The following is a 26,205-nucleotide window of genomic DNA, read 5'->3' as shown; positions in this document are numbered from 1 at the left end:
ATCCTCCGAGGCACCCTCAATCCGCTCGGCGCCAGTCGAGCGCCGAGACCGTCGCCCGCGCCGCCTCCGCCTGCTATGCTGGCCGCATGAGCTCACGCGACTCTGCCTCGTCCGAGGTCACGCCCGAACTGCTGCTGCGCGCCTATGCCTGCGGCATCTTCCCGATGTCGGAAAGCGCCGACGATCCCGGCCTGTTCTGGGTCGAGCCCGAGCAGCGCGGCGTCATTCCGCTGGATGGGTTTCGCATCAGCTCGCGCCTCGCCCGCACCGTGCGCTCCGACGTTTTCACCGTGACCGTCAACACCGCCTTCAAGCGCGTGATGGCCGAATGTGCCGCGCCAAAGCCGGGCCGGGAGGACACCTGGATCAACACGCGTATCCGCGATCTCTATGGCGAGCTCCATGAGATGGGCCACGCGCACAGCGTCGAAATCTGGCAGGACGACACGCTGGCCGGTGGCCTGTATGGCGTCTCGCTCGGCCGCGCGTTCTTCGGCGAGAGCATGTTTCATCATGCGCGCGACGCCTCGAAGGTGGCGCTGGTGCATCTGGTCGCCCGGCTGATCGCCGGCGATTTCAAGCTGCTCGACACCCAATATGTCACCGATCACCTGCTGAGCTTCGGCGCACAGGAAGTGCCGCGGGCCCGCTATCGCAAGCTGCTCGACGCGTCGCTCGACGGCATTGCGGACTTCGACAGACTGCCGACGGATTTCCCGCTGAAGGGCGCGACGATGCTGGACATCATCGCGGGACGGAACGGCGCCTCTTAAGACGCGCCGTTGCGCTTACTGCCGGAACGCCGGGAAGCCCGGCGGCGGCTGCAGGGGCTGCTGCTGGGCGCGCGGCTGCTGTTTCGGCGGCGCACGCTTTTGGGCCGGCGGCGGCGCACGCGGTGCGTCGGGCTGTGTCGTCGCAACCGTGGCTTCCGGCTGCTTACAATCGGTCAGCCAGATATCGTAGATCGGATGCTCGACGCCGTGCAGGCCCGGACTGGCCGCGAACATCCAACCGGAGAAGATCCGCTTCACCTCGCCCTGCAGCGTGATTTCGTCGACCTCGACGAAGGCATCGGTATTGGCCGCTTCGGTGGCCGGACGCGTGTAGCAGGCGTCCGTCTTCACGCGCAGCGCGCCGAATTGCACGGTCTCGCCGATATCGGCGTCGAAATTGATGATGCGGCCGGTGATCTTGTCCAGACCAGAGAAGCTCGCCTTCTTGTTGACGATCTTCTGCGCCGGCGGCTCGGTAACGACCTCATCGCCGGGTTGCAGCGTGGCTGGTGTCGGCGGCGCCACCTTCGGCGGCTGACGACCACCGGGAGTGGCGGCAGGCGGCGCGTTGGCGACGCCGGGCTGTTGCTGCCCTGGCGCAGCCGGCTGCTGGGCCTGTCCCTGCCCCGGCGGGTTCTGCGGAACGATAGTGGTGTTGCTGCCGGGCGGCGGCGCCAGCGGCTGCGACTGCACGGCGCCGGGCGGCGGTGCGCCCATGCCCGGACGGGTCGGCAACAGACGGCCCTGCGGCAGTTCCGGCACCTCTTCCTCGTCGTCCATGGGCGGCGGGGGTTGCTGGCCACGCGGCACGGCCCCCGGCGGCCGTGGCGGCGGATCGCCGAACAGCGGACCGAACTGCGCTTGCACAGGTGCAGGCGACAGTGAGGTGGCGGCCAGAAGGGCCGCAAATCCGGCAATGGTCAGGGTTCGCAACATGCGGCGCGGCTCAATCGAGAATCAGGCTCGCGACATTGTAGGAGAATGGCCGCGTAATCGCCTCCGGTTAACACGCCGAATGCGGCGGCGAAAGGGCACCCTGCTCCCCATACCGCCCGACTGGTCAGGTCATTCTCCCCGTGAAATAGTCCACATCAGGCAGGCGCGCGATGCGCGACCGGCCATCAATCCGGAACAAACCGGAGCATGGGGAGAACGTTCAAGATGACTGACGGAATCCGTCTGGACGGCAGAATCGCCGTCGTCACCGGCGCGGCCGGGGTAATCGGCACCGAGACCATCAAGCTACTGGCGGCGCGCGGCGCCAAAATCGTCGCGGTGGATCGCGATGTCGCCGCCTTGAAACGCGCCGTCGCAGAACTCCCCGCCTCCGCCGAAGCGCTCGCTCTCACCGCCGACGTCACCAGCGAGGAAGACGTCATCGGCTATGTCGCCGCCACGGTGAAGCGCTTCGGCACCATCGACATTTTCTACAACAATGCCGGGATCGAAGGCACGATCACGCCCATCGTGAAGATGTCGCTCGCTGACTTCCGGCGGGTGCTCGACGTCAATGTGGTCGGCGTCTTTCTCGGCATGAAGCACGTGCTGCCAGTGATGCTGAAGGCCAACAAGGGCTCGATCATCAACACCGCTTCCATCGCCGGCATGATCGGCTCGGCCGAAGTCGCCGTCTACAGCGCCAGCAAACACGCAGTGATCGGCCTCACCAAGAGCGCGGCGCAGGAATGCACCGGCACCAATGTGCGCGTGAACTGCGTTTGCCCCGGCCTGATCGACAGCCGCATGCTGTCGGCGATTGTGGATGCCCGCGTCGGCCGCGGGGCGCCTGCCCCGGTCGAGAAGGTCGTCGATCGCGTGCCGCAGCGCCGGCTCGGTCTTGCCAGGGAAGTCTCCCCGATCGTCGCCTTCCTCGCCTCCGATGATGCGAGCTACGTCACCGGCTCCGCTTACACAGTCGATGGCGGCCGCACCTCCGCTTAAACATCAAGAAAACCAAGAGCAGATCACATGCCCGTTGTTCTCGATCCCGATGCCGCCGCCGTCCTCAACGTCTTCCGCGATGCCGGCCGTCCTCCTTATGAGACCATCTCGCCCCAGGAAGCGCGCGAATGGTATTTGAAAGCGCGCCCGGTCGCCAATCCCGAACCGCCGGAACTGGCGTCGGTGACATCCATGACGGTGCCCGGCCCGGCCGGCACTATTCCCGTGCGGCTCTACACACCAAAGACCCTGCGCAAAAAGGACGGCATGTCGCCATGCCTGGTGTTCTTCCATGGCGGCGGCTGGGTGATCGGCGATCTCGATAGCCACGACGTGGTGTGTCGCATTCTTGCGCATGAAGGTGAGATGATCGTGATCTCGGTCGACTATCGCCTCGCGCCCGAGCACAAGTTTCCCGCCGCCATCGACGACGCCATCGCCGCAACGCGCTGGATCTCCGACAATGCCGTGCAGCTCAATGTGGATGCAAAGCAGATCAGCGTCGGCGGCGACAGCGCCGGCGGCAATCTCGCCGCCATCGTGGCCATCGATGCGCGGGACAATGGCGGGCCAAAGCTCGCCGGCCAGTTGCTGATCTATCCCGCCACCGATTTCCGCATGAGCCATCCCTCTCACAGCGAACCGGAGACGAGTTGCCTCCTGACCCACAACGTCATCCGCTGGTTCGCCGATCACTATCTCACCAGCAAGGCCGACGTGGACAACTGGCGGGCGTCACCTGCCCGCGTGGAGAACCTGAAGGACCTCCCGCCGGCCTATGTGCTGACCGCCGGCGCCGATCCGCTGCGTGACGAAGGCGACGAATATGCCAGACGCCTGTCAGACGCCGGCGTCGCCGTGGCCTACAAGACCTATCCCGGGCAATTCCACGGCTTCATCACCATGGGCAAGATCCTGCCCAGAGCAAACATCGCGCTCCATGAGATGGGGGAATGGCTGAAAGGATTGGGCTAGCGCGCTGGCGGCGCCCCGGGAGCAATCGCGATGAAGAAGCCGGAGAAGATCGCACCCGGCGGTCCGGTTAGGGGCCATTGCCTGTGCGGCACGGTTCAGTTCGAAATCGATTTTCCGGCGCGCTGGGCGTGGCACGATCATTCCCGCGCAACACGTCAGGCGCATGGCGCCGCCTACGCCACCTATGTCGGCAGCTGGCGCAAGCGTTTCCGCGTCACCGCAGGCGAAGCGGAGATCACACGCTTTGAAGACAAGGCGTCGGGAACATCGCGAAGCTTCTGCGCGAGATGCGGCACGGCGCTATTCTACGAACGTGCCCGCTCGCCGCACATGGTCAACATTCCCCGCGCATTGTTCGAAAGCCGCACCGGCCGGCAGCCGCTTTATCATATCGGCATCGAGGAGTTGCAGGAGTGGACCTACACCGGCGAGCCGCTGGTTCCGCTCAAGGGTTTTCCGGGTGTCGTCTGGGAGCGTCCGGGAAGAAAGAAGAAACGGACTCCAAACGACGAACCGTTCTAGGTTTTCGGTTTCCTGCGCTGCTGGATGACCTGCTGCCGCGACGGAGCATGAGCCGGTCTCAGCCAGTCCGAATTGCCGAGCGCATGCTTTACACAGTCATGGATGTGAGTGTGCAGCAGTTTTCGCGCCTTCGCGGAATCCCGCGCCAGCGCGGCGTTCATCAGCTCGCGATGCTCGACCGCGGCCACCTCGCCGCGAAACACCACTGCCAGCATCTGGTAGCGCAGATATTTGTCGTAGGCCGCCGACAATGCATCGAGCAGCACCTGCGATCCGCAAGCCGCGATCAGCGCGCGGTGAAATTGCCAGTCGCACTGCTTCCAGGCCTCGGTCTTCGACTTGTCGCCAGCCAGCATGGCCTTTTCCATGGCGGACAGCTTGTGATGAGCCGAGACCACCAGCGCTTCCCAGTCGAGATCGCCTGATTTGAAAGACTGCTCGATGGCATGGCCCTCGAGCAGTTCGCGCAATTCGGCGATCTGCTGGAATTCGGTTGCCGAGATCGACGTAACCTCGAAGCCGCGCTGGCCTTCGGCGACGACGAAGCCTTCCGAGCACAATCGGTTCAGTGTCTCGCGCAGCGTCGAGACGCTGGTGCCATAGGCGACGCTCATCTTCTCCAGCTTCAGCTTCTGGCCGGGCTCAAGCGTGCCGAAAATCACGTCGTTGCGGATACGCCGATAGGCGCTGTCGCCGACGGTCTCTCCGGCGCGGTCCGCAATGGGGGTATCCAGCATGAAGGGTCCTGGTGACGAGGAATGGTCGCGTGACGCCACCATACATCACCCCGCGTCTCAGAGACAAATCATCATAGATAATGTAAAATATCGGTTGATTTTTGTTTTGTCGTAGATGACGGTGACGCCAAGAAGTAAAAATACCATCCAAGGGAGCTTCAACATGTCCGTACACCCGAAGTCCGCCGTCTGGCTTGCCGCCATCGCCGCCACCCTCGCCATCGCAGGCGGCTCTGCATCCGCGCAGGTGCAGGAGCGCACGATCCGCTGGGGTCACCTCAACAACACCGATCATCCCGTCAGCAAGGGCGTGCAGAAGTTCACCGAACTCGTTGCGGCCAAGAGCGGTGGCAAGATGAAGGTGCGCGAATATCCCGCCAACCAGCTTGGCTCCGAGATGCAGCAGCAGTCGGCATTGCGCGCCGGCACTCAGGAAATGCAGTCGCCCGCCACGACCTCGCTGGTCGGCATCGTCAAGGACTACGGGCTGATCGATTTCCCGTTCATCGTGTCGACACCGAAACAGGCCGACGCGCTACTCGACGGCCCGCTCGGGTCGGCTTTGCTTGCCAAGCTGCCGGAGAAGGGTCTGATCGGTCTCGGCTATTGGGATCTCGGCTTTCGCAACGTCACCAACAGCCGCCGCCCGATCACCAAGGGTGAAGACCTCGACGGGATCAAGATCCGCGTGATCCCGAACCCGGTCTATCTCGAGACCTTCAAGGCGTTCAACGCCAATCCGGTGCCGATGAGCTTCTCCGAGCTCTACACCGCGCTGGAAACACGCACGGTGGACGGCCAGGAAAATCCGTTCTCGGTGATCCTGTCGAACAAGTTCTACGAGGTGCAGAAATATCTCAGCGTCACCAACCACACCTACTCCACCAACATCATCCTGGTCAGCAAGGTGTTCTGGGACAAGCTCTCCAAGGACGAGCAAAAGATCCTGCAGGATGCCGCCAACGAGGCCCGTGACTATCAGCGCAAGGTCAGCCGCGATGCCGCAGCGGCTTCCATCGGCGAGCTGAAGGCCAAGGGCATGGAGGTCAACGAGATCGCTCCGGCCGAGCTTGCGAAGATGCGCGACAAGACCAAGCCGATCGCGGCAAAATTCTCCGCCGACTACGATCAGGAGATCGTCAAGCTGTTCAACAGCGAACTTGAGCGCGTTCACAAGGACTGAGCCGCGCATCACCAACCGTCACTACGCGACGCCCCCACGCTCACTGCGAAAGCATCCATGTCCGCTTCATCAACTACTGCGACGAGCAGGATCGTCGAAGCCTATTACCGGTCGATCAAGATCGTCATGGCGGTGTTGCTTGCCGCCATGGTGATCCTGGTCTTCGGCAATGTGGTGCTGCGTTACGTCTTCAACTCCGGCATCGCCATTTCCGAGGAGCTATCGCGCTGGCTGTTCGTCTGGATGGTGTTTCTCGGCGCCATCGTCGGCCTCCGCGAACACGCCCATCTCGGGGTCGACAGTTTCGTGAAGCTGCTGTCGCCGACGGGCCGCAAGATCTGCTACGCGCTCAGTCACGCGCTGATGCTCTACGCCTCTGTATTGCTCACCGAAGGCTCGTGGAAACAGACGGTGCTGAACTGGGACACGACGGCGCCCGCCTCCGGTCTCTCAGTCGGCCTGTTCTATGCCGCAGGTCTCGTCTTCGGCGTCGCCTCGATCCCGATCCTGCTGCATGACCTCTATCGCCTGCTCACCGGCCAGCTCGCCACGTCGGAGCTGATCGCCATCAGCGAATCTGAGGAGCATGTCCCGGCGACGCCCGCCCCCGCCAACGGGAACGACCGCCGATGACCATCAGCATCTTCACGTTCTCGCTGCTCGGCGCGATGGCCATCGGCATGCCGATCGCATTCGCCCTGATCATCTGCGGCGTCGCGCTGATGACCTATCTGGATATCTTCGACTCCCAGATCATCGCGCAGAACGTTATCAATGGCGTCGATTCCTTCCCGCTGATGGCGGTGCCGTTTTTCATCCTGGCCGGCGAGATCATGAACACCGGTGGCCTCGCCCGCCGCATCCTGAACTTCGCCATCGCCCTTGTCGGCCATCTGCGCGGCGGCCTCGGCTATGTCGCGATCCTGACTTCCTGCATCCTGGCATCGCTGTCCGGGTCGGCCGTCGCCGACGCCGCCGCGCTCGGCGCATTGCTGGTCCCGATGATGGTTGCGGCCGGGCATAACCGCGCCTCCGCAGCCGGCCTCGTCGCCGCCGGCGGCATCATCGCGCCGGTGATCCCGCCTTCGATCGGCTTCGTGATCTTCGGCGTTGCCGCCGGTGTTTCCATCTCAAAACTATTTCTCGCCGGCGTGGTGCCGGGCCTGATGCTCGGCGGCAGCCTGTGCTTCGCCTGGTGGTGGGTTGCACGCAACGAGAACTCGGTGAGCCCGCCGCGCCAGAGCCTGGCGCAGATCTTTCGCGCGCTGATCGACGGCTTCTGGGCCTTGATGCTGCCGATGATCATCATCGTCGGCCTCCGCTTCGGCATCTTCACTCCGACCGAGGCGGCCGTCGTCGTCGCAGTCTATTCCTTCATCGTGGCAACGTTCGTCTATCGCGAGCTGACCTTCCCGCAACTGGTCAATATCCTGATCAGCTCGGCTCAGATCACTGCCGTGGTGATGTTCCTGGTCGCGGCGGCGCTGGTGTCATCGTGGCTGATCACGGTGGCCGAAATTTCCGGCCAGATCGTCGAACTCGCCCGGCCCTTCATGGGCAACCAGACGCTGCTGATGATCGTGTTGATGATCATCGTCGTCATCGTCGGCACCGCACTCGACATGACCCCGACCATCCTGATCCTGACGCCCGTATTGATGCCCATCGTCCGCGAGGCCGGCATCGACCCGGTCTATTTCGGGGTGCTGTTCATCATCAACAACGCGATCGGACTGATCACGCCCCCCGTCGGCGTGGTGCTCAATGTGGTGTGCGGCGTGGCGAAGGTGAGCATGGACGAGATCATGCGCGGCGTCTGGCCGTTCATGATCGCACAATTGGTGGTGCTGGCGCTGCTGACGCTGTTTCCGTCGCTCGTGATGGTGCCGGCGAAGTGGCTCGGCGGCTAGAAGGAAGTTCGATAATGAAACGCGTGATGATCCTCAACGGTCCCAACCTCAACCTGCTCGGCGTGCGGGAGCCGCATATCTACGGAACCACCACGCTCGACCAGATCAAGGCCAGCTGCGAGGAACAGGCGGTCAAACTCAAACTGGCGCTGGCGTTCCACCAGTCGAACCACGAAGGCGTATTGGTCGATCTCATCCAGTCGGCCCGTCAGGATGCCGACGCCATCATCATCAATCCCGCGGGCTATTCGTTCACATCGATCGCCACGCTCGACGCGATGAAAGCGTTCGAGGGACCGATCGTGGAGCTGCACATTTCGAACATCCACGCGCGCGACAAGTATCATCGCCATTCGGTGCTCTCGCAGGCCGCCACCGCCGTGATCTGCGGTCTCGGACCGTACGGCTATGTCGCAGCGATGCTGGCGGTCGCGCAGATGCCCACGCGTTGACCGCGCCGGGCCGATGCGGCCTTCATTCGCGGATCAACATGCTCTGGGGCTTGGTGAGTACGTCGGGGTGGAGAATGGCGGCAAGGGTCGCTGCGGGTAGCAAACCTTTTTCCAGCACCAGATCGTAGACGCTGCGGCCGGTCGCATGGGCCTCGACCGCGACGGCGGTGGCATTGGCGTAGCCTATATAGGGATTGAGCGCAGTGACGAGACCAATCGAATTCTCGACATAGGCACGGAGACGTTCGCGGTTCGCGGTGATACCCGCGACACAACGCTTTTCCAGTGTCAGGCAAGCCTCCCGCATATGACTGACGCTTTTGAACAGACTGTGCGCGATGATCGGCTCGAACGCGTTGAGCTGAAGCTGGCCGGCCTCGGCGGCGAAGGTCACCGTGAGATCGTTGCCTATCACCTCGAACGCAACCTGATTCACGACCTCGGGAATAACCGGGTTTACCTTGCCCGGCATGATCGAGGAACCTGCCTGTACCGCCGGCAGATTGATCTCATTGAAACCCGCGCGCGGACCGCTGGACAGCAGCCGGAGGTCGTTGCAGATCTTGGAAATCTTGACGGCCACCCGCTTGAGCACGCCTGAGAGCTGAACGAACGAACCGCAGTCCTGCGTGGCCTCGATCAGGTTTACAGCGGTGACCAGCGGCATGCCCGTGATGGCGACGAGATGCAGGCAGACCAGACGCGCGTAGTCCGGATGGGACGTGATCCCGGTGCCGATGGCTGTCGCACCCATGTTGATCTCGCAAATCAGCAGTGCTGCCTCGCGCAACCGGTCCTCGTCCTCGCCGATCATGACGCCGTAAGTGCTGAACTCCTGACCGAGCGTCATGGGCACCGCATCCTGCAACTGGGTGCGGCCCATTTTCAGGACATCCTTGAACTCTTCGGCCTTGCGTTCGAAACCCTGGCGCAACACGGCCATCGCATCGATCAGGTGAAACACGCCGTGATAGGTCGCGATCTTCAACGCCGTGGGATACACGTCGTTGGTGCTCTGGCTCATATTGACCTGTTCGTTCGGGTGCAGGTACCCGTAGTCGCCTTTGCCATGACCAAGAATTTCCAGCGCACGATTGGCGATCACCTCATTCGCGTTCATGTTGGTGGAGGTCCCGGCGCCGCCCTGGATGACGTCCACCACGAACTGGTCATGCAGGCGACCGGCGCGAATTTCCTCGCAGGCAGCGATGATCGCATCGCCGCGTAACTTGTCGAGCAGCCCCAGCTCCATATTCGACAGCGCCGCCGCCTGCTTGATCGCGGCAAGCGCACTGATGAGTTCGGGATAGATGGAAATCGGAATCCCGGTAATCGGAAAATTTTCGACGGCTCTCAGTGTGTGAACGCCGTAATAGGCGTCGGCCGGAACATCGCGGTTGCCCAACAGGTCGTGCTCACTGCGCGTGTCGTTGGTCATGTCGGATTTTCCTGAGTTGTCGCTGTGAACAGACGAATGATCTCGTCAGCCGTCCCCGTCCCCGATCATGCCCAGTGAGCTTTCGAAACCTAACATCTCGAACTCACATGTTACGGCTATATCGTATCCGCTCTAACCCAGTCGATCGAGTACAATCCGGCGCCGCCCTGCAAGGCGGGCTCATCCGAGGCGGCACGCCGGACGTGCTTGCCGGTCTCACTGCAAAAGCTGGCGGCTGGAAACAATGCAAGGCCGCGCGCGCCGCAGAGCGGCACGCACAACCGGTCGTCCAGAACGGGTGAGTTGTTACGAGCCCGGCGTCCAGGCCTGGTAGTCGCCGGTCGCCTTGGGACGCCGGCCGCTGGCCAGTGTCGAGCCCGACGGACGATAGGCCGCGGGCGAACCGGTCAGGTTCGGCTGATGCGGCTTCTGCCATTCGCGCGGCGTATAATTCTCTTCGGTCGGCGGCACGTCCACGGTGTGGTGGATCCAGCCATGCCAGTCCGGCGGGATCTTGGTGGCTTCGGCATAGCCGTTATAAATCACCCAGCGGCGCTCGAAGCCCAGCGTCGGGTCGATCTTGCCGCCTTTGGTGCGGTAATATGTGTTGCCCTGCTCGTCGGTGCCAACCAGTTCGCCGAATCGCGACGTCCACAGGTTCGTCCCGAAGGTCGTCCCGCTCCACCACGTGAAGAATTTCAGCAGAAACTGTTTCATATTTTGAACCGTTCGAAGGTTTTCGTCGGGTTGTTGATGCCATCCGGGCCGCCAAATGTCCAGTTACCGCCGCGACCGATCGCCGCCTGCAACTGATTGTGACATGCCTCGTATCGGCCTCCCCCGAACCCTACCTCCAAAGTACCTGCAGTCGCAGAAACGGCGCAATCCATTCATGCCGCATACAGTTCCGGACGATCATTCTGTCGTTGCGCAATAACCGCGTGGCGGCAGGGAACGGCAGTCCCTTCAGGGGGTTGAAGATGCATCCCAGACAGGAGCAAACGATGACGAATTTGAAAATCTTGAGTGTCGCAGCAGCCGTCGCTGTGGCCATCCCAGCCTTCGCGGTGACCCCCAGCTACGCACAAAACACCAAGGTCGTGGGCGTCGGCCCCGGCGGTGCGCGCACGATCGGCACGTTCTCTGGCGGCGGTCAGCGCTTTGGTGGCGGAGGTGGCGGCTGGCATGGCGGCCAGCGCCCCGGCGGCGGTGGCTGGAATCACGGCGGCGGCTGGCGCGGTGGTGGCTGGCGTGGCGGCGGTTACGGCCCGGGCTTCGCAGCCGGCGCCATTATCGGCAGCGGACTGGCCGCCAGCAGCTATTACGGGAATTCCTACGGCTATTACGGCGGCGGCCCGTATTACGGCAGCAGCTATTATGACGACGCGCCGGATGTGGTCGAAGTCGCTCCTGACACCGGCGGTGGCGACGTTGACTACTGCATCCGCACCTACAAGTCGTACAATGTCCGCACGGGCACCTATCTCGGTTATGACGGCCTGCGTCACGCCTGCCCGTAACACGACGATCTAAGCGTTACGCAAAAGACGGTGCCCCGCGGCATCGTCTTTTGTCGTTTCTGGTTTGCGCCTGCTGTCTCAAGGTCTAAGAACGTGGGTGCAGCGTACGGGGGACATTCAGGGAACTCGCGCGTAGTGTTGGTAGACATGTGGACCTATCTACCGGTTCGATGGGTCGACGTCGGGTGTGAGCAGGTTCAGTGGACGCGTCAGACAAGCCGAAGATCGCCAGGCTCCATCCCAATGAAGCCGAACGCCTCAAGGCGCTGCGCTCCTACGGCATCCTCGACACCGCCATTGAGCCATCCTTCGACGACATCACCAAGATCGCCAGCTATGTCTGCCAGACGCCGATCTCGATCATTAGCCTCGTCGATGACGGCCGGCAGTGGTTCAAGTCGGAGATCGGTCTTGGCGTGCGGCAGACGCCGATGGATCAATCGATTTGCGCGCACGCGATCCTCGAACACAGTTTTCTCGAAGTCGAGGACGTCACCAAGGATCCAAGATTCGAATGCAATCCGCTGGTGACCGGCGAGCCCCATTTGCGCTTCTATGCCGGCGCACTGCTGCGCACACCGGACGGCCTGCCGCTCGGCACCGTCTGCGTGCTCGATGACAAGCCGCGCGTGCTCTCGGTCGAACAGCGCGAGGTGCTGGCCGCCCTCGCCCGCCAGGTCATGGCGCAGATGGAATTCCGCCGGGCGCTGCATCTGTCGGATCGGCTTCAGCGCAATATCAGTCGCCTGATGGCGGTGGCGGGCCACGACCTGAAACAGCCATTGCAGGTCATGATCATGGCGATCGACCGCATCCGCAACAAGCTGACCGACGAGAAGGATCGTGAGCGGCTCGGCTATGCCATCGATGCCGGCATGCGGATGGCGGAAGAGCTCGACCGTCTCGCCGAGACATCTGTGCTGGATGCCGGCTTTGGGATTCCGAACCTGCGATCGTTCCCGATCTCTGACGTGTTCGAGTCGATCAGTGCCAACTGGCGCCTGCATGCCGAAGCCAAGGGCCTCGACCTCGTCATTGTGCCGAGCAAGGCGCAGGTTGTCAGCGATCCCGGCATGTTGCGCGCGATCCTTGGCAATCTCGTCGGCAATGCCATCAAATATACCGAGCGCGGTCGCGTGCTGGTCGGCTGTCGCAAGCACGCAAACGCGGTGACCATCGAGGTGCTGGACTCCGGCACGGGCATTCCCGCCGAACAGCTCACCGCGATCTTCGATGCCTTCCACCAGATCAATCCGGCCAGCGAGGGCCTTGGCCTCGGACTATCGATCGTTCGGCGCACGGCCGAAGCACTCGGCCATGTGATCGAGGTGAAGTCTGACCTCACCCACGGCTCGCATTTCACAGTGAAAGTGCCGTTGGCGGCGAAACCGCTCTAGCGACTACTCGCCCGCATTGGGCGCCTCACGCGAGGGCGACGTAACGGGCGCAAAGCCCCAATCATTGTTGCCGCGCAGGAAGGCGATCCAGCCCCACGCCGCACCGGCGTGACGCAGCAACTGAAAACTGAACGGTTCGAGGATCGCCGCGAACACCGCTGCGGCGAAACTTGTCCGCGTGCGGCCGCCTGTCAGGCGCTGATAGAGATGCACGGTCCAGAGATAGACCAGGAAATCCGCGACGATCTTCGCGGTGATCAGACCGAACACTGGCACGGCGATGGCAGTCTTGCCGGTGACGAGCAAAGCCAGCAGCAACACGAAGGCCGTGAGGCCGTAGATCGGCTGCAGCGTATCCAGCGCCTTGATGGGCAGCATGCGCATGCCGAGCCGGCCATAGCGGCGATTGCCGGTCATGTCGCGATTCCAGTACTGCGTCTGCAGGAAGCCCGCGAACCAGCGCCGGCGCTGCCGCAGGAACGTCATGACGTGAGACGGCGCTTCCGTGCGCGCCAGCGACGTGCCGACCATCCGCAACTGCCAATCCAATTCGTGATCGACGGCATAGCGATGCATACGGTGGGTCAGCTCATAGTCCTCGACAAGACACTCCGGATCGAAGCCCCCGACGGCCACCAGCGCCTCCCGGCGGAAGCCAGCAAAGGCGCCGGAGATCAGGAGCAGACTGTTGCCGCGCATCCAGGCGAAGCGCGAAATGATGTTGCGGATATATTCGTAGGTCTGGAACCACTGCATCACGCGGCCGCTGGCGCTGTCGTCGCAGACCGGCACGAGAATGCCACCGGCCGCGACCAGCGCGGGATCTGCAGCAAAGGCCGCGCGCATTTCGGCGATGGCATCATCAGCCAGAAACGTATCGGCATCCAGCGTGATGACGATGTCGGTATCGGCCTTGAGGATCGCCGTGTTCAGCGCCCGCGCCTTGCCCTGATGCAGCAGGCGCAGCCATTGCAGCCTGGAACTGCCGAACTGGCCGATGCTGCTCTGGCCAACGGCCGGAATGGCGAGACCGTAACGGTCACGGAGGAGCGTATCGGTTGCATCGCGCGAGCCGTCATCCGCGATCAGGATCAGATCCGGCGCATCGGACTGGCGTGCGATGGTCGCCAGCGCCTCCGGCAGATTGAGTGCCTCGTTATGCGCGGCTATCAGTATGCCCACCGATGGACGCGATTGCGCAGCAACCGCTCCAGATGAACCACGCGCGGACACTGCCAGCGGCAGCGTCTGCCACACCACATAAAGCATCAGCACTGTGTCATAGGCGATATAGACCATGCCCGCTGACCACGCCCAGATGCTGTTCAAAAAGAACGCGCGGCCGAACAGCGGCGCCCATAGCGCGAGCACGGCGAGATAGATCATCAGGCTGATGAACGGCATCCGGCGCGGTGTGATACGCGGCGATGCGGCGGCGAAAGCCGCCTGAAGGGATATTGTCATGCCGTCAATTCAATCGCGCGTTCGAGCAAACCGATCCTGCGAGAGCTACGCGTGAATCGTGATCGAGTTGCGGAGCCGTGATCAAATAGCGCGTGATTGCGGTCACGACGAACACACAAAGTCGTCATGCCTCAAAAGACAAATCCTGTTTAAACTTATTCCATGCACGCACAGAAAATGCCGATTCAACGTTACAGCCGCATCGCCATGATCCTGCACTGGCTGATTGCCGTTCTGATCACACTCAATGTCGCGCTGATCTGGAGCGTGGACCTCATTCCCGAGGACAACATCCGCTTCGTCATCGATGCACACAAGTCATTCGGCATCACCGTGCTCGGCCTCGTGCTGATGCGCCTGCTGTGGCGCGCGGCGAACAGGCCACCCGATCTGCCCGAGACCTATCCGCCCGCCGAGAGGGCCGCCGCACATGGTGCGCATATCGCGCTCTATGTGCTGATGATCGGACTGCCGCTGTCCGGCTGGATGCACGATTCCGCCTGGAAGGCGGCCGGCGAGATTCCAATGTACCTGTTCGGCCTGTTCCAGTGGCCGCGCATCGGCTGGATCATGAGTGTCGAGCCAGCCTTCAAGGAACGCCTGCACGACATCTTCGGCGGCATTCACGTGTGGCTGTCCTATGCGCTCTATGCACTGGTCGGCCTGCACATCGCCGCCGCGCTGAAGCATCAGTTCTGGGACGGACATCCCGAACTGCAGCGGATGTGGCCCGGTGGCGACGCGCCCGCGCCTAGCCCCTTGTCGCCAGCGCAACGCCCGCCAACGTAAATACCAGGGCCGCGATCTGCATGGCGCCGAGCGGTTCCTGCAGGGCGATGGCCGAGCTGACCACGCCGATCACGGGCACCGCCATGGTCCCGATTGCGGCCACCGAGGCCGGCAACTGCTTGAGCGCCGCGAACCAGCAGACATAAGCGATGCAGAACCCCACCAGCACGACATAGGCGAGCAGCCCCCAGCCCAGCGGCGTCAGTGCTGCAAAATGCGGGCTTTCGAAGATCAGACCCAGCAACAGCACCGGCACACAACCGATCCCGATCTGCCAGGCGGATGACGTCACCAGTGGCAGCGTGAGCCCGAACTTCTTGGCCAGCACCGTGCCGAGCGCAAAGCCGAACCCACCCAGCAGCGCCAGGGCGATTCCCGGGAGCTTCTCCGCGCTCGCGGCCAGACCACCGCCCCCCATCAACGCGGCGATGCCGGCAAAGGCCATCAGCATGGCCACGATCCGCTGCATCGACAGGCGCTCGCCGAGGATCAGCCAGGCCAGTCCGGCAGCCCAGACCGGCATGGTGAACGCAATCACCGCGGCCTCGCCGGCCGGCAGCCACAGTAGCGACAAGCCGACGAAAGCCATCCAGCCGAACACGTTCAGGCCCGCCAGCACAACCAGATGCAACCATTGATGATGCGGCACGCGAAGACTCTCGCCGCGCCAGACGGCGATCCCGGCCAGCAGCAATGCCCCGACGATGCCGGTGCTGCCGCGCGCCGACAGCGGTGGCCATTCCGACAGCAGCGCTTTCGACACCGGCCAGTTCAGACCCCAGGCGATCGACGCGATGGCGAGCAACACGAGACCGAAGGGAGCGATTCGCGCGCGCGAAACGGGGGGACTGGGCATTGTCATGGAGGGAACCGGCTGAGGAATCGGCGGGACCATGCGCGCAGTTGAAGGGTCTGACCACTGCCGGTGGAGGGAACCTGCCCGGCAACCACCGCTGCGCCTGAGTCCCCCCAAACGCAATCCCTGGATGACAAAATAAAGTTGGGCTGTGAACAGTGGGCGCAGCTCGGATTCCGGACAGTTTTAGAAATATTTTTGACTTCCGAATCCATGAGGACTCACTGATACTTGACCTCAATCGAGGCGCGCTCTGCCCCCTTGGTTATCCACCCTTTCCACCATATTTAGTATTTGATTCAGGAACCCCGACTACTCCTTGACGGGCGAGATCGGTTTGGCCTAGTTTTCGAACTGTTCGGCGCGGGTCGTTTTTTGTCCCGTCGGACGCTCCCAAACGGGTTCCAGATTGACCGCTCCGTCCTCCAGTCGAGGCTACGGGATCGAGGATTTGCGTCCTGGAATCCGGGCCGGAAAACCGGCGTTTGGAGCACTAAAAAACGGGCCGGAAACCGGCTCAAACAGCGTGGTGAGGCGTTAGGATCAGGTCGACCCGCAACAGCGAGGAAGCCCGATCCAAGGAAGCATGACCCCGGCAGTCCCGGGTGGCCGAGATGACGGCCAGCACATGCTCCACAGAGAAAACAGGACCGGTTCACCCGGCCAAGCTGCGGCGAATTTGGGGCAACCCGGACGTCGCTAACAGAAATCGCCGATGCCGCCAGATGGGGTGTCGGGCTTAAGACGGGGCACGACCACGATGCAGATTCAACGCCGCTACACCACCGAAGGACAGTCGCCCTATGCCGGGATCGACTTCCGCCACACCACGTCCGAGATCCGCAATCCGGATGGCTCCGTGGTGTTCAAGCTTGAAGGCGTTGAAGTGCCCGACTCGTGGTCGCAGGTCGCCTCCGACGTGCTGGCCCAGAAGTATTTCCGCAAGGCCGGCGTCGCCGCGAAGCTGAAGAAGGTCGAGGAAGAGACCGTGCCGTCGTGGCTGTGGCGCTCGGTGCCGGACACCGAGGCCCTCGCCGCACTGCCCGAGAAAGAGCGCTTCGTCAGCGAACTCTCGTCCAAGCAGGTGTTCGACCGCCTCGCCGGCTGCTGGACCTATTGGGGCTGGAAGGGTGGCTACTTCACCAGTGAAGCCGACGCCCACGCCTTCCATGACGAGCTGCGCTTCATGCTCGCCAAGCAGATGGTCGCGCCGAATTCGCCGCAGTGGTTCAACACCGGCCTGCACTGGGCCTACGGCGTCGATGGTCCCGGCCAGGGCCACTACTATGTGGACTGGAAGACCGGCAAGCTGACCAAGTCGAAGTCGGCTTACGAACATCCGCAGCCGCATGCCTGCTTCATCCAGGGCGTCGAGGACGATCTGGTCAATGAAGGCGGCATCATGGACCTGTGGGTGCGCGAAGCCCGCTTGTTCAAATATGGCTCGGGCACCGGCTCGAATTTCTCGAAGCTGCGCGGCGAAGGCGAGAAGCTGTCGGGCGGCGGTCGCTCGTCGGGCCTGATGTCGTTCCTGAAGATCGGCGACCGTGCCGCGGGCGCCATCAAGTCGGGCGGCACCACGCGCCGCGCGGCCAAGATGGTGGTGGTCGATGCCGACCATCCGGATATCGAGACCTATATCGACTGGAAGGTGAAGGAAGAGCAGAAGGTCGCGGCCTTGGTCACTGGTTCGAAGATGAACCAAAAGCACCTCAAGGCCATCCTGAAGGCTTGCGTCAATTGCGAAGGCTCGGGCGACGACTGCTTCGATCCCGAGAAGAACCCGGCGCTGCGCCGCGAGATCAAGCTCGCCCGCCGCTCGCTGGTCAATGACAACGTCATCAAGCGCGTCATCCAGTATGCCAAGCAGGGCTACAAGGACATCGACTTCCCGATCTACGACACCGACTGGGATTCCGAAGCCTATCTCACCGTGGCCGGCCAGAACTCCAACAACTCCGTCTCGCTGAAGGACGATTTCCTGCGCGCCGTCGAGACCGACGGCACCTGGGACCTGATCGCCCGCAAGGACGGCAAGGTCATGAAGACCATCAAGGCCCGCGACCTCTGGGAGAAAATTGGCTACGCCGCCTGGGCGTCGGCCGATCCCGGCCTGCACTTCAATACCACCATGAACGACTGGCACACCTGCAAGTCGTCCGGCGATATCCGCGCGTCCAATCCGTGCTCGGAATACATGTTCCTGGACGACACGGCGTGTAACCTCGCCTCGGCCAACCTGCTGACCTTCTACGACACCGCCTCGGCCACCTTCGACATCCACGCCTACGAGCATCTCTGCCGGTTGTGGACCATGGTGCTCGAAATCTCTGTCATGATGGCACAGTTCCCGTCGAAGCCGATCGCCGAACTCTCCTACGAGTTCCGCACCCTCGGCCTCGGCTATGCCAATATCGGCGGCCTGCTGATGACCATGGGCCTGTCCTATGACAGCAAGGAAGGCCGCGCGCTGTGTGGTGCCCTCACCGCTGTCATGACCGGCGTCAGCTACGCGACCTCGGCCGAGATGGCCAAGGAGCTCGGCCCGTTCCCCGGCTACAAGAAGAACGCGGCCCATATGCTGCGTGTCATCCGCAACCATCGCCGTGCAGCCCATGGCGAAACCCGCGGCTATGAAGGCCTCGCCGTCGCCCCCGTGGCGCTCGACCATGCCTCCTGCCCACAGGCCGACATCGTCACCCGCGCCAAGATCGCTTGGGATCTCGCCCTCGAACTCGGCGAACTCCATGGCTATCGCAACGCCCAGACCACCGTGGTTGCCCCGACCGGCACCATTGGCCTGGTCATGGATTGCGACACCACCGGCATCGAGCCTGACTTCGCGCTGGTGAAATTCAAGAAGCTCGCCGGTGGCGGCTACTGGAAGATCATCAACCGCGCCGTCCCCGCAGCACTCCGCGTGCTCGGCTATCGCGAAAGCGAGATCGCCGAAATCGAGGCCTATGCCGTCGGTCACGGTTCGCTGTCCAACGCGCCGGGCATCAATGCCTCGACGCTGAAGGCCAAGGGCTTCACCGACGAAGCGCTGAAGAAGGTCGAGGCCGCATTGCCGACCGCCTTCGACATCAAGTTCGCCTTCAACAAGTGGACTTTTGGCGAGGACTTCCTGCGCGACGTCTTGAAGATCGAAGCCGAAGCCATTGCGGCCCCCGGTTTCGACCTGCTCGCCGCGCTCGGCTTCACCAAGCGCGAGATCGAAGCCGCCAACGTGCACATCTGCGGCGCGATGACGGTGGAAGGTGCCCCGCACCTGAAGGCCGAGCACTACAGCGTGTTCGATTGCGCCAATCCCTGCGGCAAGATCGGCAAGCGCTATCTCTCGGTGGAAAGCCACATCCGCATGATGGCGGCGTCGCAGCCCTTCATTTCGGGTGCGATCTCCAAGACCATCAACATGCCGAACGACGCCACGGTGGAGGACTGCAAGTCCGCTTACCTGCTGTCGTGGAAGCTCGCGCTGAAGGCTAACGCGCTGTATCGCGACGGCTCCAAGCTCTCGCAGCCGCTCAACTCGCAGCTCATCAGCGATGATGACGAGGACGAGGATGCGCTGGAGAACCTGATGGAGAAGCCGATGGCGGCCCGCACCGCCGCGATCTCCGAGAAGGTGGTCGAGCGTCTGGTCGAGCGCATCGTGGTGATGCGCGACCGCGAGAAGATGCCGGATCGCCGCAAGGGCTACACCCAGAAGGCCGTCGTCGGCGGTCACAAGGTCTATCTGCGCACCGGCGAATATGATGACGGCCGGCTCGGCGAGATCTTCATCGACATGCACAAGGAAGGCGCGGCGCTGCGCTCCTTCATCAACAACTTCGCCATCGCCGTCTCGCTGGGTCTCCAGTATGGCGTGCCGCTGGAGGAATATGTCGACGCCTTCACCTTCACCCGCTTCGAGCCCGCGGGCCCGGTGCAGGGCAATGACAGCATCAAGTTCGCGACCTCGATCCTCGACTATGTGTTCCGCGAACTCGCGGTCTCCTACATGTCGCGCTTCGATCTCGGCCATGTCGACGTCTCCGAGTCGGGCTTCGACGCGCTCGGCAAGGGCGAAGATGAAGGCAAGGCGCCAGCCGACCAGAACAAATATGTCTCCAAGGGCCTGACCCGCTCGCGCACCGACAACCTCGTCGTCATGCGCGCGCCGGCCCCGGCTGAGAACACCGACGCCCGCGCTTCGGGCAACGTCACCTCGCTGAACGCGTCAGGCGCCACCGCCCGCCACGGCAGCGGCGATGCCGCCGTCGCGCTCAAGACCGCCGAGCCCGAGCACGCGCTCTCGCCGACCGAAAAGCTCGAGGCGCAAGCCTGGAGCAAAGCCGGCACCGCCGCAGCCGCCGCGCCCAGCAAGGCCGAACGCCGCGCCGAAGCCAAAGCCAAGGGCTACGAAGGCGACATGTGCGGCGAATGCTCGAACTTCACGCTGGTTCGGAATGGCACGTGCATGAAGTGTGACACGTGCGGAAGCACGACGGGGTGTAGCTAATCCATCAAAATACATTGCCGCAGCAACTCTAGCTCCAGGGCGGCCTACGGCCGCCCTTTCTCTTTGAGGGAGAGCGATGTCGGAGATAGTCTATCTTGATAGCTGTGATTTCTCCGATCTTTCCGAGCCAGCTCACAGGCTCTCCGAGGAGAATCGCAGAATTCTAGAAACAATTCGAGCTGCCGCGAACAGTGGCCGCGCCCGTTTTGTCCTCTCTGGCATACACCTGTCAGAGGCGGTGCACGCAACCGAACATCCCGCTCACAAAGCCGCGGCATTACGGCGCGCGATCCTAATGGAAGAGCTATGTTCAGACAATTTTCTGCGCCTGCCTCACGAAGTGATGTCTCTCGAAATCGCCAAAGCACTCAGCGGGACGAGAGAGGCAAAATTATCTAGCGAAGAATTGTTCTCAGGCAAGTCTGAATGGTTCGGCATGAACCTCTCGCTCGAATTCGGAAATAAACAACGTAAAGCAATGGCTCAGTTTGAAGAACGCATTGCACACCTGCCGCGAAGTGAACGCCGTAGACTCAGATCAGACATGTCTCTCACGAAGCGTAGCGGCCGAGCCAAATGGCGAGAACTCGTTCGTAACGACACCTCACCTTTATCCAATGAATTTCCGTTCAGCCTATTCAGTGCCAAATTCGTCACCGAATGGATTGCAGGATGCGTAACTGACGAAGAGTACTCATCACGCTTGTACGGGATAATGAATAGTCCACGAGGGCTGGTCGAAAGCGTTCTCGACCTTACAAACGAGCGGCAAACTATTTACAGCCTTCTCCGAAGCGAAGGCGAAGGAATGCAAAAACGCATTGATGAGAAGCTACATGAGGCCGTTGAAAAAATTGGCAACCTCGCAAACACGCTTCCTAACTTCGAATTCTCCAAAACATTCCGCCAAGCAATTCCAAAAACGGAGGTTCGAAAAACGATCATTTCTTGTTATTCAGACTACGATCTCAATGGTTTTACCGACAAAGAGATATCTGAGATCATTTCATCCTGCCCGGCTGTCTCGACATTCCTAGAAATGTACATTGCGTACTACAGTTCGCGCTATGAATCCACTTGGCAACGAATGAGGGCCGGCCATAATTCACCCAAGCCGCGAAGCGCCAGCGACTTTGGTGACATGATGCACGCTGTTTATCTACCCTATTGCAATCTATTCCGATGTGACGCTTATTTTTCATCTCTTCTGAGGCAAAACGGAGCGGTCCGTGCTCGCGTTATTAATAGAAATGGATTGCATGCCTTGTCTTCGATCCGACAAGTTTAGCAAGCGTAGGGCGGATTAGCGCAGCGTATCTACCGCAACTGTCTCTCGACGCAGTGCGCGGTCTAACTGTCGACGGCCATGATCCAGGCATGAGGCGCTGTTGCTTCATCAGAGGTCGAGCACGGCTAGGCGCTGGTGACGCAGCGCCGCGTGATGTGGGTGATGTCCAGCGCACCCACCTGCCGCATGATCGTGATGAACTCATCGTCCAGGATCTGCCGCACCCGGTCCACGCCGGCCTCGCCGAATGACGCCAGGCCCCACACGTAAGGCCGGCCAATGCCGACGGCCGTTTTCAGCGTGACGGTCACCGAAGCGCCCTTGACGATGTCGCCCTTCGCTTCGGCTTTCAATGCAGTCCCGGAGATGACGAGCGGCAGCGTCTCGCGGTCGTTTCCGGACGTCAGCAGCACGGCGCCGGAAACGCCGCTGGCGGGGAGCGACTTGTTGGCCTCGTTGAGGATGTTGAAGATCAGCACCTTCCCCGCAGCGATCATCTCGACATGCACGCCGGCGAAGATCGGCGAACCGACGGCATAAGCAAGAAAGAAAACGCCTCAGGCGAACCCCGCCTGTGTCTCCGAAAAGCCAGTGTTTGGTACGCAACGCCGGCGGAACGGCAGCATAATTGGCGATGCGTGCCGCCGTAGTAGGACTCGCGCGGCGCATGGGTCAGCGGCACACCTCTTCGTAGTCGCTCGACCGGGTCTGGATTGGCGATGAACGGGCATCCGAAGGCCCCAGCATCGATCTTGCCGGTTGCGCGGCGCTCGATCGCGAGATCGTAGCTGTTATTGCGGATATACGAGCGCGCTTTCGATGCTCAGTTGGCGGTTTTCGTCGCCTCATCGACCGGCTGACCAAGTCCGTTCTGGGTCAATCTTCGCGTCGTCACCGTGACGAGGAAGGCGACCTCGCGTATCGGCAAATCCTTTTCGGATTAGTGCTGCATATCGGCCAGTTCCTCCACGAGCACGCGAACATTCTCGCTGTAGTCCACCGGCACCACCACGAGGTGGAGGCCACCAGCCGCGAAGGCCTTCTCCAGTGTCGGCGCCAGACCGTCCGCCTCGGCCACGCGATGACCTTGGGCACCGTAGGACTGCGCGTAGGCGACGAAATCCGGATTGCCGAACGTCATCCCCGCATCGGCGAAGCCGTCGACGGCCTGCTTCCACCTGATCATCCCGTAGGCGTGATCCTCAATTACGAGTACGACGAGATCGAGCTTCAGACGCTGCGCGGTCTCCAGTTCCTGCGAATTCATCATAAAACCGCCGTCGCCGGCGACAACGAGCACACGGCGCTTCGGATTCAGCAACGCCGCCATCATGCCCGACGGAAGCCCCGCTCCCATCGTCGCAAGCGCATTGTCGAGCAGCAGCGTGTTGGCGACGTCCGTGCGGTAGTTACGCGCGAACCATATCTTGTACATCCCGTTGTCCAACGCGACGATGCCGTCGGGTGGCATGACCTGGCGGACGTCGTGGACGATCCGCTGCGGGGTCAGCGGAAAGCGATCTTCGTTGGCCCGGTCGCCGATGTGGCGCAGGATATCCGCGCGCACGCCGTCCCACTGCGTGGTCTGCTTGAGCTTCCCATCGAGCTCGGCCGCCAGCATGTCGAGACCTTTCGCAATGTCGCCGATAAGTTCAGCTTGCGGGTAGTAAACCTCCTCGACCGTCGCCGGCGTAAAGCCGATGTGGAGCACCTGATGGCGGCCACGCCCCATGATGAATGGCGGCTTTTCGATGGTGTCGTGGCCGATGGTGATGATCAGGTCGGCGCAATCGATCGCGCGATGGACGTAGTCGCGTTCACTCAGCGCCGCCGTGCCGACATAGTAGTCGGACGCCCCGCCGACGGCCCCCTTCCCCATCTGCGTGTTGAAGAATGGGATCTTCACCCGGCGGACGAATTCAGAGAGCGCGGGCGCCAGCCTGGGCCTGCTGGCACCGGCACCGAACATGAGCAACGGGCATTTCGCCGAGAGGATGAGCTCGGCCGCCTTCCGGACGGCGTCCGTCGAGGGCGCCGGGAGATCGGTCGGGTGGACCGGAACGACCGAAACGCCGGAAACCTTCTCCGCCGCGACATCTTCCGGAAGCTCCAGGTGCACGGGTCCAGGACGCTCCTCCATCGCAATCCGGAAAGCGTTCCGGACGACGGTTGCGATGGAAGACGCACTTACGATCTGCTGCGACAATTTCGTGAGCGGCTTCATGCTCGCGACGACATCCACGATCTGGAAGTGCGCCTGCCGGCTGGCGTGGATCGCCTTCTGGCCAGTGATCAGGACCATCGGCATGCCTCCCAGGAGCCCATAGGCAGCCCCTGTCGAGAGATTCAGGGCTCCGGGCCCCAAAGTGCTGAGGGCGACGCCTGGCCTGCCTGTGAGGCGCCCGTGGGTCGCAGCCATAAAGGCCGCAGGCTGCTCGTGACGCGTGACGACCAGCTCGATGGAAGACTTGCGCAAGCTCTCGACGACGTCGAGGTTCTCCTCGCCCGGGACGCCAAAGATGCGGTCGACGCCCTCGTTTTCGAGAGCCGCCACTAGCAGATCGGAGCCCTTCATTTCCCGGTCCTCGTTGTTCATCGTCAAGCTCCTCCGTTTGCCCAGTACCGTATCAGACAAACAGGCCCATTTAATGAAACGTTTGGTGGAACAGACGCGCGTCACCGTTGCCGCACTTTGAGAGCGACTGAGCTTGGCTTTCGGTGACGCGGTCGCGTGAAGCGAAAAATCTACGCCTTTATGAAGGACAAAATCTCGGCATTGATGATGTCGGCGTGGGTCGTGCACATACCGTGAGGTAGCTTCTCGTAGATTTTGAGTGTGCTGTTTTTCAGAAGTTTCGCGGACAGAAGTGCGGAATCCGCGATAGGCACGATCTGATCATCGTCGCCGTGCAGGACGAGCGTTGGCACAGCGATGCTCTTCAGGTCCTCGCTGAAATCCGTCTCCGAGAAGGCCTTGATGCCGTCGTGGTGCGCTTTTGCGCTGCCCATCATGCCTTGGCGCCACCAGTTTTGAATGATCGCCTGCGACGGTTCTGCTCCAGGACGATTGTATCCGTAGAACGGACCGCCCGAGAAATCGAGGTAGAACTGCGACCTGTTGGCTGCAAGCTGGTTGCGCAGGTTATCGAACGCCTCGATGGGCAAGCCTCCGGGATTGGCAGCGGTTTTCAGCATCAACGGCGGCACTGCGCCGATGATCACGAGCTTGGCTACGCGGCCCTTACCGTGACGAGCGACGTACCGTGTCGCTTCGCCGCCGCCGGTTGAATGTCCGATGTGAATCGCATTGCGCAGATCGAGATGTTCGACCAACGCAGCGACATCGGCCGCGTAGTGATCCATATCGTGGCCGTCGCTTACCTGGCTCGATCGACCGTGACCGCGTCGATCATGGGCGATGACGCGGAAGCCTTTGCCGACGAAGTGCAGCATCTGGTTATCCCAGTCATCTGAGCTCAACGGCCAACCATGATGGAAGACAATCGGTTGGGCCGATTTCGTGCCCCAGTCCTTGTAGAAAATCTGTACGCCGTCCTTGGTGGTGATGGAGGTCATGGGATCGTTCCTCTGCGTTGGATATATGGGGGGTATTGTTTGGATGCCGGCGGCCGACGTGAAGTTGACGACTAGCGAAATCGCATACGTAAGCGTGGTCGCAAGCCCCCTCCGTCGGGAAGCATTCGCAAGCCCACTGACGACGCGTTTCGAGTTCATCGTTCGTCTCCTGTCGTTGACGTGGCACGATGATTTCTAGTGAAGCAGGCGTCCTTCTGCGCCAGAGCGATTGCTCGACCTGCAGAGCGATTGCCGTCAGACAACGCGTCGGCGCCAATCGGTCGGAGTTTCGCCGTCAGCTTTCCGGAACGCCGGGGCGAACGCGGTTTGGGACGAATAGCCCAGCGCTGCAGCGATGGGGCCCGGAGACCGCGAGGACGAAGTAATTGGTCGGATGGTGCCGGAGAGATCGAACTGCCGACCTCCGGTTCAGAAAGCCGCAATCCACCCCGTGGGCGACAGATGCGGACATTCAGCGATCTACAGCTACAATGCCGTCTGCTGCTTCGCTCAAGACCTCGCGACGCACCGGAAGCCGAGCACCCAGAGGTTGCGCACTTTGGGACCATCGAAGGTGAAGATCGGCGCGCCCAGCCAGTCGATATGCTTGCCAGTCGGCGGATGGCCGAACATCGCTTCGCGCTGGATGCCGTGGAAGAACACCTCGCCGGAAACGCGGTGCCCTTCCTCGATCACTACCAAAATGTCCGTCGCGTAGTGCTGCGCCAAGCGAGGGCGGATTAGCGCAGCGTAATCCGCCGCCACTGTTTCTCGGCGGAATACGCTTCGCACTTGCGCCCTACGCGCTGCGTTTTCCCTAATCCCTTGGATGTCTTGCAGTGCCCGGTCAAACCGTCCACGGCCCTGGTCGAGGCACGAG

Annotated in this window: 24 protein-coding genes; 13 read left to right on the top strand and 11 right to left on the bottom strand. The window is 61.9% G+C overall.

Annotated features, from left to right (window positions below):
* Positions 1–86: 86 nt before the first annotated feature.
* Positions 87–773, top strand: a complete 687-nt coding sequence (gene aat / locus LPB73_RS10740) for a leucyl/phenylalanyl-tRNA--protein transferase (RefSeq protein WP_231080557.1) — start codon at positions 87–89, stop codon at positions 771–773.
* A gap of 15 nt (positions 774–788) precedes the next feature.
* Here the strand turns inward: aat and LPB73_RS10735 are convergent, their stop codons facing one another.
* On the bottom strand, positions 789–1,709 hold the full coding sequence (locus LPB73_RS10735) for a DUF2155 domain-containing protein (protein WP_231080556.1): 921 nt from the start codon (positions 1,707–1,709) through the stop codon (positions 789–791).
* A 225-nt stretch (positions 1,710–1,934) separates the two neighbouring features.
* Between LPB73_RS10735 and LPB73_RS10730 the strand changes: the two genes are divergently transcribed.
* The 3 genes from LPB73_RS10730 to LPB73_RS10720 are packed head-to-tail and all read left to right on the top strand — an operon-like array spanning position 1,935 to position 4,211.
* Positions 1,935–2,714 (top strand): SDR family NAD(P)-dependent oxidoreductase, encoded by a 780-nt coding sequence (locus tag LPB73_RS10730; RefSeq protein WP_231080555.1) that lies wholly within the window; start codon positions 1,935–1,937, stop codon positions 2,712–2,714.
* Between the two features lie 27 nt (positions 2,715–2,741).
* Positions 2,742–3,689, top strand: coding sequence for an alpha/beta hydrolase (locus LPB73_RS10725; RefSeq protein WP_231080554.1), 948 nt, complete (start codon positions 2,742–2,744; stop codon positions 3,687–3,689).
* A 30-nt stretch (positions 3,690–3,719) separates the two neighbouring features.
* The gene (locus tag LPB73_RS10720; RefSeq protein ID WP_231080553.1) at positions 3,720–4,211 is read left to right on the top strand and encodes a GFA family protein; all 492 of its coding nucleotides are present in this window, start codon (positions 3,720–3,722) and stop codon (positions 4,209–4,211) included.
* Here LPB73_RS10720 and LPB73_RS10715 read toward each other — a convergent pair.
* On the bottom strand, positions 4,208–4,948 hold the full coding sequence (locus LPB73_RS10715) for a GntR family transcriptional regulator (RefSeq protein WP_231080552.1): 741 nt from the start codon (positions 4,946–4,948) through the stop codon (positions 4,208–4,210). The genes LPB73_RS10720 and LPB73_RS10715 overlap by 4 nt on opposite strands.
* 163 nt (positions 4,949–5,111) lie before the next feature.
* On the opposite strand from LPB73_RS10715, the gene LPB73_RS10710 reads away from it, so the two are divergent.
* From LPB73_RS10710 to LPB73_RS10695, 4 genes are read left to right on the top strand one after another with little or no spacing between them, the layout of a single operon-like run.
* On the top strand, positions 5,112–6,131 hold the full coding sequence (locus LPB73_RS10710) for a TRAP transporter substrate-binding protein (RefSeq protein WP_231080551.1): 1,020 nt from the start codon (positions 5,112–5,114) through the stop codon (positions 6,129–6,131).
* Positions 6,132–6,188: 57 nt separating this feature from the next.
* A complete protein-coding gene (locus LPB73_RS10705) occupies positions 6,189–6,764 on the top strand; it encodes a TRAP transporter small permease (protein WP_231080550.1) in 576 nt (191 codons plus the stop codon).
* Positions 6,761–8,041, top strand: coding sequence for a TRAP transporter large permease subunit (locus LPB73_RS10700; RefSeq protein ID WP_231080549.1), 1,281 nt, complete (start codon positions 6,761–6,763; stop codon positions 8,039–8,041). The genes LPB73_RS10705 and LPB73_RS10700 overlap by 4 nt, the downstream gene beginning before the upstream one ends.
* 14 nt (positions 8,042–8,055) lie before the next feature.
* Entirely contained in the window at positions 8,056–8,493 is a 438-nt protein-coding gene (locus LPB73_RS10695; RefSeq protein ID WP_231080548.1) for a type II 3-dehydroquinate dehydratase, read from the top strand.
* A 22-nt stretch (positions 8,494–8,515) separates the two neighbouring features.
* Here the strand turns inward: LPB73_RS10695 and aspA are convergent, their stop codons facing one another.
* Complete coding sequence (aspA, locus tag LPB73_RS10690) at positions 8,516–9,931, bottom strand: aspartate ammonia-lyase (RefSeq protein ID WP_089264088.1); 1,416 nt, start codon at positions 9,929–9,931, stop codon at positions 8,516–8,518.
* 306 nt (positions 9,932–10,237) lie between these two features.
* A complete protein-coding gene (locus tag LPB73_RS10685; RefSeq protein WP_120289328.1) occupies positions 10,238–10,648 on the bottom strand; it encodes an NADH:ubiquinone oxidoreductase subunit NDUFA12 in 411 nt (136 codons plus the stop codon).
* Positions 10,649–10,935: 287 nt separating this feature from the next.
* On the opposite strand from LPB73_RS10685, the gene LPB73_RS10680 reads away from it, so the two are divergent.
* Together LPB73_RS10680 and LPB73_RS10675 are read left to right on the top strand one after the other, a co-directional pair.
* On the top strand, positions 10,936–11,451 hold the full coding sequence (locus tag LPB73_RS10680) for a BA14K family protein (RefSeq protein ID WP_231080547.1): 516 nt from the start codon (positions 10,936–10,938) through the stop codon (positions 11,449–11,451).
* Positions 11,452–11,651: 200 nt separating this feature from the next.
* Positions 11,652–12,848 carry a GAF domain-containing sensor histidine kinase gene (locus tag LPB73_RS10675; protein WP_231080546.1) on the top strand — a complete coding sequence of 399 codons (1,197 nt, stop codon included), beginning with the start codon at positions 11,652–11,654 and terminating at the stop codon, positions 12,846–12,848.
* Positions 12,849–12,851: 3 nt separating this feature from the next.
* On the opposite strand, the gene LPB73_RS10670 is transcribed toward LPB73_RS10675, so the two are convergent.
* Positions 12,852–14,312, bottom strand: coding sequence for a glycosyltransferase family 2 protein (locus tag LPB73_RS10670; protein ID WP_231080545.1), 1,461 nt, complete (start codon positions 14,310–14,312; stop codon positions 12,852–12,854).
* A 177-nt stretch (positions 14,313–14,489) separates the two neighbouring features.
* On the opposite strand from LPB73_RS10670, the gene LPB73_RS10665 reads away from it, so the two are divergent.
* Complete coding sequence (locus LPB73_RS10665) at positions 14,490–15,101, top strand: cytochrome b (RefSeq protein WP_231080544.1); 612 nt, start codon at positions 14,490–14,492, stop codon at positions 15,099–15,101.
* On the opposite strand, the gene LPB73_RS10660 is transcribed toward LPB73_RS10665, so the two are convergent.
* Positions 15,064–15,963: a DMT family transporter gene (locus LPB73_RS10660; RefSeq protein WP_231080543.1), complete on the bottom strand. Its 900-nt coding sequence runs from the start codon at positions 15,961–15,963 to the stop codon at positions 15,064–15,066. The genes LPB73_RS10665 and LPB73_RS10660 overlap by 38 nt on opposite strands.
* 754 nt (positions 15,964–16,717) lie before the next feature.
* On the opposite strand from LPB73_RS10660, the gene LPB73_RS10655 reads away from it, so the two are divergent.
* Both LPB73_RS10655 and LPB73_RS10650 read left to right on the top strand, forming a co-directional pair.
* Positions 16,718–20,461, top strand: coding sequence for a vitamin B12-dependent ribonucleotide reductase (locus LPB73_RS10655; RefSeq protein WP_231080542.1), 3,744 nt, complete (start codon positions 16,718–16,720; stop codon positions 20,459–20,461).
* Between the two features lie 76 nt (positions 20,462–20,537).
* Positions 20,538–21,749, top strand: coding sequence for a hypothetical protein (locus tag LPB73_RS10650; RefSeq protein ID WP_231080541.1), 1,212 nt, complete (start codon positions 20,538–20,540; stop codon positions 21,747–21,749).
* A gap of 125 nt (positions 21,750–21,874) precedes the next feature.
* Here the strand turns inward: LPB73_RS10650 and LPB73_RS10645 are convergent, their stop codons facing one another.
* The 5 genes from LPB73_RS10645 to LPB73_RS10625 all read right to left on the bottom strand — a co-directional run bounded on the left by LPB73_RS10645 (position 21,875) and on the right by LPB73_RS10625 (position 26,090).
* Complete coding sequence (locus LPB73_RS10645) at positions 21,875–22,246, bottom strand: alpha-hydroxy-acid oxidizing protein (protein WP_231080540.1); 372 nt, start codon at positions 22,244–22,246, stop codon at positions 21,875–21,877.
* A 443-nt stretch (positions 22,247–22,689) separates the two neighbouring features.
* A complete protein-coding gene (locus LPB73_RS10640) occupies positions 22,690–24,345 on the bottom strand; it encodes an acetolactate synthase large subunit (RefSeq protein ID WP_231080539.1) in 1,656 nt (551 codons plus the stop codon).
* A 149-nt stretch (positions 24,346–24,494) separates the two neighbouring features.
* Positions 24,495–25,325, bottom strand: a complete 831-nt coding sequence (locus LPB73_RS10635; RefSeq protein WP_231080538.1) for an alpha/beta fold hydrolase — start codon at positions 25,323–25,325, stop codon at positions 24,495–24,497.
* 255 nt (positions 25,326–25,580) lie between these two features.
* Positions 25,581–25,721 (bottom strand): helix-turn-helix domain-containing protein, encoded by a 141-nt coding sequence (locus LPB73_RS10630; RefSeq protein WP_349768812.1) that lies wholly within the window; start codon positions 25,719–25,721, stop codon positions 25,581–25,583.
* 114 nt (positions 25,722–25,835) lie between these two features.
* Positions 25,836–26,090 carry an ester cyclase gene (locus tag LPB73_RS10625; protein ID WP_139285825.1) on the bottom strand — a complete coding sequence of 85 codons (255 nt, stop codon included), beginning with the start codon at positions 26,088–26,090 and terminating at the stop codon, positions 25,836–25,838.
* Positions 26,091–26,205 lie beyond the last annotated feature (115 nt).

Origin of the sequence: Tardiphaga sp. 37S4 (genome assembly GCF_021044645.1) — a bacterium.
In the GTDB taxonomy this organism is placed as follows: Bacteria; Pseudomonadota; Alphaproteobacteria; order Rhizobiales; family Xanthobacteraceae; genus Tardiphaga; species Tardiphaga robiniae.
The sequence above is the reverse complement of the archived record's forward strand: the minus strand, read 5'-3'. Positions and strand labels throughout refer to the sequence as shown.